Raw genomic sequence first — 14,091 nt, forward strand, 5'->3', positions numbered from 1 at the left:
CGCGCGTTGTCCCGTTGTGACGAAAGTTGGCCCGCTCGGGTTCCCACCCGCAAACGATCAACCAAGGAGCACCGGCACGAGCCGTTCGGCCAGGCGGGTGGACTCCCGGGCGGACACCGAGAGCTCCACCGGCGCGTCGTCGCGCAGCCGCACCAGGATCGCGCCGGAGCCGGTTGCCCAGCGGGCCGGCCGCCCGGCGATCCGGTCCACGGACGTCGTCGTGGTGGCCGCACCGGCCGGTTGCAGGGCGAGCACCACCGGGCCGTCGCCGGTGCCGAACTCGCACCGGCCGGTGCCGGCCACGTCCACCTGGGTCGGCGCAACTCCGAGCTGCGCCAAGGCAAGCGTGCACAGCTGGAGGGCCTGCACGGGACGGGGCAGGTCGATGATCTGCCCGCCGCGGGTCAGTCCCGTGCTCACGTACCCCATCCGGCCCTGCTCGTCGAGACCCGGCAGCTGGTCACCCACCTGCGCCAGCCGCGGGACGATCTCGGCCAGCACCCGCACCGCCAGCTCCCGCCGCGCCGGTGGATCCAGGCCGGTCCCGTACGTCACGGTGAAATCCAGCAGCGGCAAGGAAATCCGCCCGCGTCCCGGGCGGAGCGCCTCGTCGGTCAGCGCGACCCGGTAGCCCACCTCGTCGTCGTCGCCGCGCAGCGCCAGGGCCGGCCGCCCACCGATCACGGTGCGGGCGGTGAACGCCTCGTCGCCGCCGGAGAGCCGCAGCGACAACCCGATCCGCTCCCCGGCGACCTGGCACTCGGCCCCGGACAGCCGCCGCCCCACGCGGTCCTCGAGCACCTGCTCCCAGCGGTCCTTCTCCAGGATCTGACACAGGATCTGCGCCGCCGTCTCCGGCAGCAAGTAGGTCAGCGCCGGGCCACTGTTCATCCGCACCGTGCGCACCCCGGAGTCCGGCTCGGCGGCCGCGCCCGAACCGCCCGGCGCCGCGGACGCCGACCCGGGCAGCAGCCGCACCACCGGTGCGCACCCGGCCACCAGCACGAGCGAGGACATCGCCAGCACCCACACCCGCCCCGGTCGCACCGGATCCTCCGACTGCCGTGGCCCCTTGACTGGCGCTACGCCAGCGAGCCAGGAAATTGAACACCGACGGACGAACCATTCTGGCGTCCGCGTCAACCTCGCCGGAGTTTTACCCGAACCGGCCGGAGATGTAGTCCTCGGTGGCCTTCTGGGACGGGTTGGAGAAGATCTTCTCGGTGTCGTCGACCTCGATCAGCCGGCCGGGCTGGCCGACGCCGGCCAGGTTGAAGAACGCGGTCTGGTCGCTGACCCGGGCGGCCTGCTGCATGTTGTGGGTGACGATGACGATCGTGTAGTCCTTCTTCAGCTCGCCGATCAGGTCCTCGATGGCGAGCGTGGAGATGGGATCCAGCGCAGAGCACGGCTCGTCCATGAGCAGCACGTCGGGCTGGACCGCGATGGCCCGGGCGATGCAGAGCCGCTGCTGCTGCCCGCCGGACAGGCCACCGCCCGGCTTGTTCAGCCGGTCCTTGACCTCGGCCCAGAGGTTCGCCCCGCGCAGCGCCCGCTCGGCCACCTCGTCCAAAGTGGACTTCCCGCGCATACCGGCCAGCCTCAGCCCGGCCACCACGTTGTCCCGGATCGACATGGTGGGGAACGGGTTGGGGCGCTGGAAGACCATGCCGATCGTGCGGCGCACGGACACCGGGTCCACCGAGGTGGCGTACACGTCCTCGCCGTCCAGCAGCACCTTGCCGTCCACCCGGGCGCCGGGGATCACCTCGTGCATCCGGTTCAGCGAGCGCAGCACGGTGGACTTGCCGCAGCCGGACGGCCCGATGAACGCGGTGACGTTGCGCGGCGGGACGGCGACGCTCACGCCCTCCACGGCGTGGAACTTGCCGTAGTAGAGGTTGAGGTCCTTGATGTCGATGCGCTTCGCCATGGCCTACCGCCCGCTCATTTGGTCTTGATGGCGGAGAACCGCGAGATCACGGCCGCCAGGAGGTTGAAGAACATGATGACGATGATCAGGGTCAGCGCCGCCCCCCAGACCCGCTGCAGGCCAGCGGCTTCCGGGTTGCCCAGCTGGTTGTAGATCAGCAACGGCAGCGAGGCCATGTTCCCGTCGAACATGTCGAAGTTGATCGACTGGCTGTAGCCGACCAGAACCAGCACCGGGGCGGTCTCGCCCATCACCCTGGCCAGGGCCAGCATCACACCGGTGACGATGCCGGACAGTGCCGTGGGCAGCACGATCCGCGCGATCGTCTTCCACTTCGGCACGCCCAGTGCGTAGGAGGCCTCGCGGAGCTCGTCGGGGACCAGCCGGAGCATCTCCTCCGTCGACCGCACCACCACCGGGAGCATGAGCAACACCAGCGCCAGGGACACCGCGAACGCACTCTGCTCGAAGCCGAGCACGCTGATCCACAGGGCGAACACGAACAGCGCCGCCACGATCGACGGCACACCGGACAGGATGTCCACCATGAACGTGGTGACCCTGGCCAACGGGCCGCGGCCGTACTCGACCAGGTACACCGCGGCCATGATGCCGAGCGGCACCGCGATCACCGCGCACACCAGGCCTTGGACGAAGGTGCCGTACAGCGCGTGGTAGACACCGCCCCGGAACTCCTCGGGAAGGACGCCCCGGAGCGACTTGGTCCACCAGCCGCTCGACACGATCGCGTCGAACCCCTGGCCCACCACCGTGATCAGCAACCAGACCAGCGGCGTGAGGGCGACCAGGAAAGAGAGCGTGACCAGCACCGTGGCGATCACGTTCTTCGTCTTCCTGGTGACGCCGACCTGCTGGAAGGCGGGCGGCCGCGCCGACCGGTCCAGCAAGGACTCCGTGGTGCTCATGTGTTCTGCCCCTTCCCGGCAATCCACCTGGCGATGGCGTTCACCACGAAGGTGAGGACGAACAGCACGAGGCCGGCGGCGATGTACGCGCCGGTGGACAGCGGCTCACTGAACTCGGCGGCCGCCGAGGCGATCTTCGAGGCGAACGTGTAGCCACCGTCGAACAGGCTGACGTGGCCCGGGCTGGTCGCCGCCCGCAGGATGACCAGAACCGCAACGGTCTCGCCGAGCGCGCGCCCGAGCCCGAGCATCGAGGCGGCGATGTAGCCGCTGCGCCCGAACGGAAGCACGGTCGTTCTGATCATCTCCCACCGGGTGGCGCCGAGCGCGAGCGCACCCTCGATCTGCATCGCCGGCGTCTGCCGGAACACTTCCCGGGTTACCGCCGTGATGATCGGCAGGATCATGACGGCCAGCACGATGCCCGCGGTGAAGATCGTGCCGCCGCCGCCGATGGAGACGTTCCCGGTGGCGAACAGCGGAAACCAGCCGAGCGTGTCGTTGAGCCACTGGGCCACCGGCTCGAGCGCGGGCCCGAGCACCTTGATCCCCCACAGGCCGAAGACGATCGACGGGACCGCCGCCAGCAGGTCGATGATGTAGCCGAACGGCCGCATCAGAACCCGTGGCGCGTAATGGGTCAGAAAGAGGGCGATACCCAGCGAGATCGGCATCGCGATGAGCAGTGCGAGCACCGAGGACAGCACCGTGACGATCAGCAGGTCCCGGATCCCGAACGCCAGGTTGGCCGTGTCGGAGGTGAGGAACTCGGCGCTGAAGAAGAAGTTGGCCTTGTTCGCGGCCAGCGACGGGATCGCCTTGATCAGCAGGAACATGCCGATCATGGCGATCGCGATGACGATCACCAGGCCCGAGCCGGTGGCGATGCCGCGGAACACCTGGTCGCCCCTGCGCCGAGCCGTGCGGCGCTCCAGGTGCGGTTGGCTGATGACGTCGGTCATGGCACCCATCATGCGGGTCTCGCCCCGATCGTCCAGCCCTTGTGGACGATCGGGGCGCGTGCCCGGCTTCTTCAGGTCGCTCATCCCGGGTAGGGGGCCGACTCCGTCAGGCGACCGCGTTGATGGCGGTGACCAGCTTGTCCTGGAAGGCCTTGGGCAGAGGGATGTAGCCGTTGTCCTCGAGACCGGTCTGGCCGTCCGACACGGCGACCGACAGGAACGCCTTGACCGCCTTGCCCGTGTCCGCGTCGGTGTACTTCGAGCAAACGATCTCGTACGCCGCCAGGACCAGCGGGTACGCCCCCTGGGTGGTCGTCGCGTAGATCGAGTTCAGGTCCAGCACCAGGTCGTTGCCAGTGCCCTTGACCTTGGCGCCCTCGATGGCCTTGCCGGCGCTCGACGCGCTCAGCTCGACCGCGTCGCCGCCGCCGCTGTTGACGACCTTGGCGATCTGCAGGCTCTGCTTCTTGGCGAAGGACCACTCGTTGTAGGTGATGGCGCCCTTGGTGCTCTTGATCGCGGCGGAGGTGCCCTCGTTGCCCTTGGCACCCTCGCCGACACCGCCGTTGAACTTCTTGCCGGTGCCCTTGGCCCAGGCGCCCTTGGACGCAGCGTCCAGGTACTTCTGGAAGTTGTCCGTGGTGCCCGACTCGTCCGACCGGAACAGCACCACGATCTTGTCGCCGGTCAGCGTCTTACCGCTGTTGAGTGCGGCGATGGCCGGGTCGTTCCAGGTCGTGATGCCACCACTGAAGATCTTGGCGATGGTCGCCGCGTCCAGCGCCAGCCCATCGACGCCGGGCACGTTGTAGGTGATCGCGATGGGACCGAACACCGCCGGCAGGTTCCAGGCGGCGTTGCCGTCGCACCGGGTCTTGGCCTTGTCGACCTCACCCTTCGCAGCGTCGAGCGGCGAGTCCGAGCCGCCGAAGTCGGTCTGCTTGCCGAGGAACTCCGATACCCCGGCGCCCGAGCCATTCGAGTTGTAGTTGAGCGTGAAGTCCGAGCACTTCGCCTCATAGGCCGCCACGAACCGGGTCATGGCGTTGGCCTGGGCCGACGAACCGCTCGCCTTGAGCGCCTTCTTGCCCCCGCACTGGACCGTGGCGCCCGTGTTCGAGGCAGACTGGTTGCCACCACCGCTGGCCGGCGGCGCCGTCTCGTCGCCGCACGCTGCGAGCGCGAGGGCTCCGGCCACGACAAGGCCGAGCACGGACGCGTGCCGCTTGATCTTCACGTGATTCCTCCATTGACGGAGTCTTGTGTCCGATTCGCGGCGAACTTGCCGCACGCCGCGCACGCTAGGCAGTGCCGGTGGACGGTTGGCCCTGTAGGGGTAAACGAGAGGTGAACAAGCTACAGAACGTGAGCGTGACCACGACCTTTAGACCAACCGTGTCCTGGCTGTGACCTGCGCGTCTGCCGAGCGTGATCAGGCACCCGCGGGCGGTAGCTCGTACTGGACGTCCGTCTCGATCGTGGTGAAACCGAGATGGGTGTACACGGCCATGGCCGGCAGGTTGTCCGACTCCACGTACAGGACGACCCTGGACAGGCCGCTGCGGTGCAGGTGGTGCAGGCCGGCCAGGGTAAGCGCGGTGCCCAGCCCGGCGCCCTGGGCGTCCGGGTCCACGCCGACCACGTACACCTCGCCGACCGGTGGGCTCTGCTGGTGCACCTTGGTCCAGTGGAAGCCGAGCAGCCGGTCCTCGGTGTCGATGGCCAGGATGAAGCCGTCCGGGTCGAACCAGGCCTCGTCCTCGGCGGCGGCCAGGTCGTCCACGGTCAGCGCGCCCTGCTCGGGATGCCAGTCGAAGGCCCGGTGGTTGACCCGCACCACCTCCGGCTCGTCCTGGCCCGGCACGAACGTGCGTACCCGCACGCCGGGCGGCCAACTCGGCACCGGCAGCGCGGTTCCGGCGGCCAGCGCCTCGTAGTCCAGGCCCATCTTGAGCAGCTCGCGGACCCGCACGAAACCGAACTTCTCGGCGATGTGGGCCGCGCCGGGATGGTCCCCGTGCGACCAGACCCGCAGCGGCCGGGACACGCTGCGCTCGATGAGCTGCTCGGCGAGCAACGCGCCGACGCCGTGCCGCCGGCCGTCCGGGTGCACGAACAGCTCCGCGACCGGGCGGCCCTGGGCGTCCCCGCGGAAGTCGAGGTGGGCGTAGCCGACCAGCCGGCCGTCGGCGGTGGCCAGCACGTGGCTGCCCGAGCGCAGCTCACGCGGCAGTGGCCCGGTTCCGGCGACCTCCGGCCGGCCGTCTCTGGCCCGCGCGGCCAGCAGGAGCCGGCGCACAGACTCGACGACGTCGTCGGACAGCCGGTCGTACCAGGTGACCTCGACCACATGTGCGACCGTACCGACTCGCGGGCGAAACGTCAGCTCAGCGCGTCCACCGGTTCGGCCAGGTCCTCGGCGGTGAACGGCTCGTGCCGGGCGCCGCCGGCCTTCGGCGGCTGCACGAACTTGTAGCCGACGTTGCGCACGGTGCCGATCATCTGCTCGTGCTCGGTGCCGAGCTTGGCCCGCAGCCGCCGGACGTGCACATCCACCGTGCGGGTGCCGCCGAAGAAGTCGTAGCCCCAGACCTCCTGCAGCAGCTGGGCCCGGGTGAACACCCGGCCGGCGTGCTGAGCGAGGTACTTGAGCAGCTCGAACTCCTTGTAAGTGAGGTCGAGCGGGCGGCCGCGCAGCCGGGCCATGTAGGTGGCCTCGTCGATCACCAGCTCGCCCAGCCGCAGCGCGCCGTCCGCACCGGGGCCCCCGGGCGTGCCGCGCGAGGTGAGCAGCCGCAGCCGGGCGTCCACCTCGGCCGGGCCCGCGGTGGGCAGCATGATCTCGTCGACCCGCCACTCCGAGGTGACGGCGACCAGACCGCCCTCGTTGACGATGGCGACCACCGGCACGCTGTCCCCGCCGCTGGCCAGCAGCCGGCACAGGCTCTTGGCCGCGGCCAGGTCGATCCGGGCGTCGACGAGCACGGCGTCCCGGGAGCCGGCCTCGAGCAACGCCGTGACCTCCGGTGCCTGGGTCCGCACGTTGTGCGGCAGCAACATCAAGGATGGCAACACCGAACCCGGCGCTGGGTCTGCGGTGAGCAGTAACAGATCGAGGCTCATGCCCTGTCCGCCTCTCTGGATACGCTCCGCGGCTTTCCGGGAGAATAACGGTCGAACCAGCCAATTGTCGTGGCCGTGACACCAGCGTCACACGGCGGCAGCAGGGAATTGAGGTAAGCGAGACTGCTGATACCGACCGAAACATTGCCGTAACGGAAACCGGGCCGACTCCCTGGTGGACGCCGGGGAGTCCAGGAGTGATAGACCGGACCGTGTCCGGCCCGCGGCGGCGGGCACCGCACCGACCCAGGACAGGCGGGCATGACCACGATGACCAACCCCGGCAGGCCGCGCACGGCGCCGAAACGCCGCAGGTCCAAGGTGATCCGCCGGGTGGTGATCGGGCTGCTGGTCCTCATCGGCCTGCTCGTCGCGGCCGACTTCGGTGCGGCCGCGATCGCCGAGCACGAGGTGTCCAAACGGGCCCGCACCCAGTTCGGCCTCGACGACGACCCGTCGGTGACCATCCACGGGTTCTCCTTCCTGCTGCAGGCGGTGTCCGGGGAATACGACGACGTCGAGGTGAAGGCCACCGGGGTGCCGGTGAAGAACGCGCTGCGCGACGTCGAGGTGCACGTCGACCTGAGGGGGGCCAAGGCGCCACTCGGCGACCTGCTTTCCGGTGATACCAAGGGAATTCAGGTCCGTAAGGCGGACGGCCAGGTGACGGTGAAGGCGTCCGACGTCACCCGGGCCATCTCGCAGAACGAGAACGAGGTGGTGAAGACGCTCACGTCGGTGTCCATCAACCCGGTCAGCAAGAAAGCGGCCACCACCCCGAACTCCGCGGACGACGTCGAGGATCCGCCCGGTACATTGAAGGACCCCACCACCGCCGGGGCGAAGATCTGCGGCACCGCGGACATCGGGGGCACCTCCACCAACCTGTGCGTGTACGGGCTCATCACGCTGGCCAACCAGAAGATCAACTTTCAGCCCTGGTGGCCCAAGGTCACCAACGGCCTGACCTCCGGCGGCCTGCCGTCCGCATTGCGGGACCGGGTGCTCGCACCGTTCGGGGCGATTAGCCTCGACCCCGGGGTCCTGCCGTTCAAGGTCACCCCGACCGCGGTCGAGGTGAAGGCGGACAAGCTCATTGTCAGCGGGACGGCGGAGAACGTGCAGTTGGGAGGAACGGCTTGACCGGTGTGCTGGTGCTGCTCGGCACGCTCGTGCTGGCGGGTGTGGCCGGATTGGTGCTGCGCGCGCGGAACGGGCGGGTCCGCACGACCGACGCCCTGGGGGTGCTGCCGGCGGACCTGCGCGATGTCGTCCACCCGGGGGTTCCGGTCACCCTGGTCCAGCTGTCCACCGCGTTCTGCGCGCCGTGCCGGCAGGCCAGCACGTTGCTCGCGGACCTCGCTTCGACGACGGCCGGGCTGCACCATGCCGAGGTCGACCTGACCGACCGGCCGGACCTGGCCAGGGCGCTGTCCGTGCTGCGCACACCGACCACGCTCGCGGTGGACGCGGGCGGCCGGGAGCTGCTCCGGGTGGGTGGCGTGCCGAACCGGAAGGCCCTGCTCGACGCGCTCCGTCCGCACCTGCCGTAAACCTCCGGCGGGGATAACAATTCAACTCCGCCCTGCCGATACCGTGCGATGACCCGATCCGGTCATCGCGGACACGGCCGGCAGCGAGCCCACGACCGGATCCGGCCCGACCGGGCGCCGACCGGCTCCCGGATCGGGATCTCCCACACCAAGGGTGACCGCCCACTGTTGACAGCGTCAGTACGTTCATGATCAACCGCATACGGTTCGGCCGATCGTCCATAGAGGACTTATCGGACTGGAGCCGTAGTGAGAAGAGCAATCGGACTCGCGGTCGCCGGCATGCTGATGGCGTCCGCCACCGCCGTGCTGTCCCCGCCGAACGTCGCGACCGCCGGACCGGGTGACGGAGCCCTGACCGTGCGGCTGATCCGCGACGTCAACGGCAACGGCTCCTACGAGCCGGCCACCGAGGTTGGCGTGCAAGGGATTCCGGTGACCGTGACGGACCCGGCCGGGGGTACGGCGACCGGCACGACCGGGTCGGACGGCACCGTCGTGGTCGACCTGGGCGCGGTGAGCGGCGGACAGTACCGGGTCGAAGCCGCGATCCCGGCGGAGATGTCGTACCTGAAGCCCGCCCCGGCCGGCAACGGCCTGTCCAGCCTCACCGAGTTCGTCACCGTGACGGGTGGCGCCGACGCGACCGTGACCATGGGCGTGTGGGATCCCGGCGAGTACTGCCAGGCCAACCCCGGCCTGGTCACCTGCTCGCTGGCCAAGGGCGACAACACGCGCGACCGGGGCGTCACGACGTTCAACAGCCAGATCGGCACCACCGCCCCAGGTGGGACCGCCACCCAGCTCACCACGTCCGGGCAGCAGGGCGCGGTGTTCGGCATCGGCACGGACCGAGCCCGCAACGTCTACCTGGGCACGTTCGTCAAACGGCATACCGAGTACGGGCCGGCCGGCGCCAAGAACGCGATCTACCGGCTGAACCTGGCCAGCCCGGCGACCGTCTCGACCTTCGTCACCCTGCCGGGCACGCTCACCGCGCACGACGCCGGCGGCAGCGCGCCGTACCTCTCCGACGACGCCGTCTACGGCAAGGTCGGCCGGGAGGGTCTCGGTGACGTGGACGTCTCGGCGGACGGCCGAACGCTCTACGCGATGAACCTCAACGACTCGTCGCTCTACAGCGTGCCGATCCAGGGCACCGGCGAGGCCGTGACCGCCGGGACTCCCACTGCCTTCCCGGTTCCCCGGCCGGACTCGAACTGCGCCGGGCAGTGGCACCCGTTCGGCATCGGGGTGCGCGGCTCCCGGGTGCTCGTCGGTGGCGTGTGCGGGGCCGAGAACACGGTCAGCCCCAGCAAGCCCTGGGGTGACCCGAGCCAGCTGCGGGCACACGTCCTCACCTTCACCGGCTCGGGTTTCACCCCGCTGTTCGACTTCGGGCTGGCCTACCCGCGCGGCTGCGCCTTCCGGACGCCGTCGACCTCCTGCAAGCCGGGCACCGCGACGGCCGGCGCCGTGCTCAGCGGCATGTGGGAGGCGTGGAACGAGCGGGTGCCGTCGGCGAACCCCAACGGCTTCTCGGACTTCGTCAGCGCACCGCAGCCGATCCTGTCCAACATCGAGATCGCCGATCGCGGCGACCTGATCATCGGCATGCGCGACCGGTTCGCCGACATGCAGGGCAACGAGAGCGAGGCCTACGGCAAGAGCAACCTGGTGCGCGGGATCGCCGCTGGTGACGTGCTGCGCGCGTGCGTGAGCGGCTCGGGTTTCAGCCTGGAGTCCAACGGCGCCTGTGGCACGGTCACCGGCAACGAGCCCGGTAACAGCCAGGGACCGGGCGGCGGCGAGTTCTACAACGACGAATACACCGACGGGAACTTCCACGACCAGACCTCGACCGGCGGCCTGGTGACCCTGCCCGGCCGGCCCGACGTCTGGACGACCCGGATCGACCCCTACGACAACCGGCCGTTCCGGCAGGGCGTGAGCCGGTTGAGCGGCACCGGCGCGGAATCGGGCCTGATCGAGCTGAAGGAGACCACCGCCGACAGCCAGGGACTCTTCGGCAAGGCCAACGGCCTCGCCGACCTGGAGGCGATCTGCGACTCCGCACCGGTGCAGCTCGGCAACCGGGTCTGGTTCGACACCGACGCCGACGGCGTCCAGGACGGCGACGAGCCGCCGCTGCCCGGGGTGCGGGTGACCGCGACGCCGTGCGCGGGTGGCACGGCGCTGCCGGCGAAGACCACCGGCGCCCGCGGCGAGTACTACTTCGGCACGGCGGACGGGCTGAAGCCGGACACCTGTTACAACCTGGTGTTCGACTATTCGGGGGTGAGCACCGCGAACCTGCCGGGCGCGCCACCGGTCGCGGCGTTGCGATGGACCACGAAGGAAGCGGGCGGCAGCCGGACCGTCGACTCCAATGTGGACAGTGCGGGTACGGCCGCGGTCACCCTCGGCCCGGCCGGCTCCGCCGACCACACCGTCGACGCCGGGGTCACCGCCGGGCCGACCAACAAGCTCGGCGACTTCGTCTGGGTCGACACCAACCGCAACGGGATCCAGGACGCCGGCGAGGCCGGGGTGCCCGGGGTGACCGCGATCCTGAAGCGCGCCGACGGCACCGAGGTCGCCCGCAAGCCGACCGACGCGGGCGGCAAGTACCTGTTCGACGGGCTCGCCGACGGCGCGTACCGGGTCTGCTTCGACCTCGCCGCGCTGCCCGCGCCGTACACCGGATTCCTTGCCACCAAACCTGATGCCGGCGACGACGGCAAGGACTCCGATGTGGACGCGGCGGGCTGCACGCCGCCCACCACGCTCGGCCAGGACCACCGCGAGGATCTGACGCTGGACGCCGGCATCCGGCCGCCCGACCGGCTGGGCGACCTCGTCTGGGTCGACACCAACCGCAACGGGCTGCAGGACGCGGGTGAGCCGGGCGTGCCGGGCGTGACCGTGACGGTGCGCCGGGACGGCACGACCGTCGGCACCACCACGACGGACGCGAACGGGAAGTACGTCTTCGACACGCTGCCGGACGGCGCGTACACGGTGTGCTTCGACCTCGCCGCGCTGCCCGGCACGTACGCCGAGTACCAGCTGACCAAGGCCGACGAGGGCACCGACGACGCCACGGACTCCGACGCCGACCCGGCCACCGGGTGCACCGAGCCGGCAACGCTCACCGTGGACCAGCCGGAGAACCTGACCCTCGACGCCGGCCTGGTTCCGCCGGTGAACCGGCTCGGCGACCTCGTCTGGCTCGACACGAACCGCAACGGCCTGCAGGACACCGGCGAGCCCGGCGTGCCGGGCGTGCCGGTCACCGTCACGCTGCCGGACGGCACCCAGGTCGGCGCCGCCACCACCGACGCCAACGGCAAGTACCTCGTGGAGGGCCTGACCGATGGCAGCTACCAGGTGTGCTTCGGCCTCTCGAGGATGCCCGAGCCATACACCGACTACCGGCCGACCCAGGCCGACGCCGGGGACGATGCCAAGGACTCCGACGCGGACCCGACGACCGGCTGCGCCCCGCCGGTGCCGCTCGGGCCGGGCAACCGGGAGAACCTGACCCTGGACGCCGGCATCGTCTCCCCGCTCAACAAGCTGGGTGACCTGGTCTGGGTCGACACCAACCGCAACGGCCTGCAGGACACCGGCGAGCCCGGGGTGCCCGGGGTCACGGTGACCGTCAAGGATGACAAGGGAAACCAGGTCGGCACCGCGACCACCGGAGGAGACGGCAAGTACCTCGTCGACAACCTGCCGGACGGCACGTTCACGGTCTGCTTCGGCACCTCGGCGCTGCCCGCGGACTACGCGGACTACCAGGTGACCAAGCCCAACGCCGGTGACGACGGCACCGACTCGAACGCCGACCCCGCCACCGGATGCGCCGAGCCGGTGCCCCTCGGGCCGGGCAAGCGGGAGAACCTGACCGTGGACGCCGGCATCGTGGCCCCGGCCAACCGCCTCGGCGACTACGTCTGGGTCGACACCAACAGGAACGGCCTTCAGGACACCGGCGAGCCCGGCGTCCAGGGCGTCACCGTGATCCTCAGGTCGGGCGACACCGAAACCGCCCGCACGACCACCGACGCCGGCGGCAAGTACCTGTTCGACAACCTGCCGGACGGCACCTACCGGGTCTGCTTCGACCTGGGCGCGCTGCCGGACGAGGTGGCCGACTACACGCCCACCCGGGCCGACGCCGGCGCGGACGGCAGCGACTCCGACGCCGACCCGACCACCGGCTGCACTCCGACGACCACCCTCGGGGTCGGCAAGCGCGAGGACCTCACGCTCGACGCCGGGCTCGTCGCACCGCCGAACAAGCTGGGTGACCTCGTCTGGGTCGACACCAACCGCAACGGGCTGCAGGACACCGGCGAACCCGGCGTCCAGGGCGTCACCGTGATCCTCAGGTCGGGCGACACCGAAACCGCCCGCACGACCACCGATCCCGGCGGCAAGTACCTGTTCGACAACCTGCCGGACGACACCTACCGGGTCTGCTTCGACCTCACGACCGTGCCCGCGGACTACGCCGGGTACCTGCCGACCCGGTCCAATGCCGGGGAGGACGCAGCGGACTCGGATGCCGACCCGGCGACCGGGTGCACCGAGCCGGTGGGCCTCGGGGTGGGCAAGCGGGAGAACCTGACGCTGGACGCCGGCATCCGGCCGCCGAACAGCCTCGGAGACCGGGTGTGGGTGGACGTGAACCGCACCGGCGGGCAGGACCCGGGCGAGCCGGGCGCCGGCGGGGTCACCGTGACCCTGAGGTCGCCGGACGGCAAGGAGATCGCGAAGACCACGACCGACACCGACGGCAGGTACGGGTTCGGCTCGCTGCCCGACGGGCAGTACGTGGTCTGCTTCGACCGGGGCTCGCTCCCGGGCCAGTACGCCGACTTCCAGCTGACCCGGCCGAACGCCGGGGACGACGCGGCGGACTCCGACGCCGACCCGGCGACCTGGTGCACACCGCCGACCACGCTGAACGCCGACCACCCGGAGGACCCGACGCTGGACGCCGGGATCGTCGAGCCGCGCAACCGGATCGGCGACTACGCGTGGGTGGACCGCAACGGCAACGGCCTCCAGGACACCGGCGAGCCGGCGGCATCCGGCGTGCCGGTGGTGCTGCTGGACAAGGACGGCAAGGAGGTCGGGCAGACCACCACCGACCCGTCCGGGAAGTACCTGTTCGACAACCTCGCGGACGGCACTTATCAGGTGTGCTTCCGCGGGCAGTTGCCGGCCGCGCTCAACGGCTACGTGCTGACCAGGCCGAAGGCGGGCGACGACACGCTCGACTCGGACGCCGACCAGAAGACCGGCTGCACCCGGGCGGTCACGGTCGGGCCGAAGCAGCGGGAGATCCTCACGCTGGACGCCGGCCTGGTCGCCCCGCCGGCCGCCGCGGCGGCGGCCACGCCGGGCGGCTTGTCGGTGACCGGCGCCGACCTCGGCTGGCTGATCCTGGTGTCGCTGATCGCGCTGGCCATCGGCACGGTGCTCGCGCTGGCCGCACGGCGCCGCCGGACCGGCTAGACGATCAGGGTCGAGGCACACCGGCAGGGGCGCCGCCGCGCGACACGCGGCGGTGCCCCTGCCGT

The 14,091-nt window shown here is 70.4% G+C and carries 10 protein-coding genes; 3 read left to right on the top strand and 7 right to left on the bottom strand.

Going from position 1 to position 14,091, the window contains the following annotated elements:
* Positions 1-57 precede the first annotated feature (57 nt).
* The 7 genes from VGR06_RS31255 to VGR06_RS31285 form a co-directional block, all read right to left on the bottom strand.
* On the bottom strand, positions 58-1,047 hold the full coding sequence (locus VGR06_RS31255) for a hypothetical protein (protein ID WP_327562763.1): 990 nt from the start codon (positions 1,045-1,047) through the stop codon (positions 58-60).
* 109 nt (positions 1,048-1,156) lie between these two features.
* On the bottom strand, positions 1,157-1,933 hold the full coding sequence (gene pstB, locus VGR06_RS31260; RefSeq protein WP_327562764.1) for a phosphate ABC transporter ATP-binding protein PstB: 777 nt from the start codon (positions 1,931-1,933) through the stop codon (positions 1,157-1,159).
* A 14-nt stretch (positions 1,934-1,947) separates the two neighbouring features.
* A complete protein-coding gene (pstA, locus tag VGR06_RS31265) occupies positions 1,948-2,859 on the bottom strand; it encodes a phosphate ABC transporter permease PstA (protein WP_327562765.1) in 912 nt (303 codons plus the stop codon).
* Positions 2,856-3,821 (bottom strand): phosphate ABC transporter permease subunit PstC, encoded by a 966-nt coding sequence (gene pstC / locus VGR06_RS31270; RefSeq protein WP_327562831.1) that lies wholly within the window; start codon positions 3,819-3,821, stop codon positions 2,856-2,858. Before pstC ends, pstA begins: the two co-directional genes overlap by 4 nt.
* 106 nt (positions 3,822-3,927) lie before the next feature.
* Positions 3,928-5,058, bottom strand: coding sequence for a phosphate ABC transporter substrate-binding protein PstS (gene pstS / locus VGR06_RS31275; protein WP_327562766.1), 1,131 nt, complete (start codon positions 5,056-5,058; stop codon positions 3,928-3,930).
* A gap of 195 nt (positions 5,059-5,253) precedes the next feature.
* Positions 5,254-6,171: a mycothiol synthase gene (gene mshD, locus VGR06_RS31280; protein ID WP_327562767.1), complete on the bottom strand. Its 918-nt coding sequence runs from the start codon at positions 6,169-6,171 to the stop codon at positions 5,254-5,256.
* 32 nt (positions 6,172-6,203) lie between these two features.
* On the bottom strand, positions 6,204-6,944 hold the full coding sequence (locus VGR06_RS31285) for a response regulator transcription factor (RefSeq protein WP_327562768.1): 741 nt from the start codon (positions 6,942-6,944) through the stop codon (positions 6,204-6,206).
* 261 nt (positions 6,945-7,205) lie between these two features.
* Between VGR06_RS31285 and VGR06_RS31290 the strand changes: the two genes are divergently transcribed.
* The 3 genes from VGR06_RS31290 to VGR06_RS31300 all read left to right on the top strand — a co-directional run bounded on the left by VGR06_RS31290 (position 7,206) and on the right by VGR06_RS31300 (position 14,026).
* A complete protein-coding gene (locus VGR06_RS31290) occupies positions 7,206-8,087 on the top strand; it encodes a DUF2993 domain-containing protein (RefSeq protein ID WP_327562769.1) in 882 nt (293 codons plus the stop codon).
* Positions 8,084-8,497 (top strand): thioredoxin family protein, encoded by a 414-nt coding sequence (locus tag VGR06_RS31295; protein WP_327562770.1) that lies wholly within the window; start codon positions 8,084-8,086, stop codon positions 8,495-8,497. Before VGR06_RS31290 ends, VGR06_RS31295 begins: the two co-directional genes overlap by 4 nt.
* Positions 8,498-8,746: 249 nt before the next feature.
* Positions 8,747-14,026: an SdrD B-like domain-containing protein gene (locus tag VGR06_RS31300; protein ID WP_327562771.1), complete on the top strand. Its 5,280-nt coding sequence runs from the start codon at positions 8,747-8,749 to the stop codon at positions 14,024-14,026.
* The last annotated feature ends 65 nt before the right edge of the window (positions 14,027-14,091 follow it).

This window comes from Actinophytocola sp. (assembly GCF_036002505.1).
In the GTDB taxonomy this organism is placed as follows: domain Bacteria; phylum Actinomycetota; class Actinomycetes; order Mycobacteriales; family Pseudonocardiaceae; genus DASYTH01.

What these genes read in the sequence shown, in the direction of transcription:
- pstB (WP_327562764.1), bottom strand. Translation starts at nt 1,933, where the DNA reads ATGGCGAAGCGCATCGACATCAAGGACCTCAACCTCTACTACGGCAAG.
- pstA (WP_327562765.1), bottom strand. Translation starts at nt 2,859, where the DNA reads ATGAGCACCACGGAGTCCTTGCTGGACCGGTCGGCGCGGCCGCCCGCC.
- pstC (WP_327562831.1), bottom strand. Translation starts at nt 3,821, where the DNA reads ATGACCGACGTCATCAGCCAACCGCACCTGGAGCGCCGCACGGCTCGG.
- VGR06_RS31285 (WP_327562768.1), bottom strand. Translation starts at nt 6,944, where the DNA reads ATGAGCCTCGATCTGTTACTGCTCACCGCAGACCCAGCGCCGGGTTCG.
- VGR06_RS31290 (WP_327562769.1), top strand. Translation starts at nt 7,206, where the DNA reads ATGACCACGATGACCAACCCCGGCAGGCCGCGCACGGCGCCGAAACGC.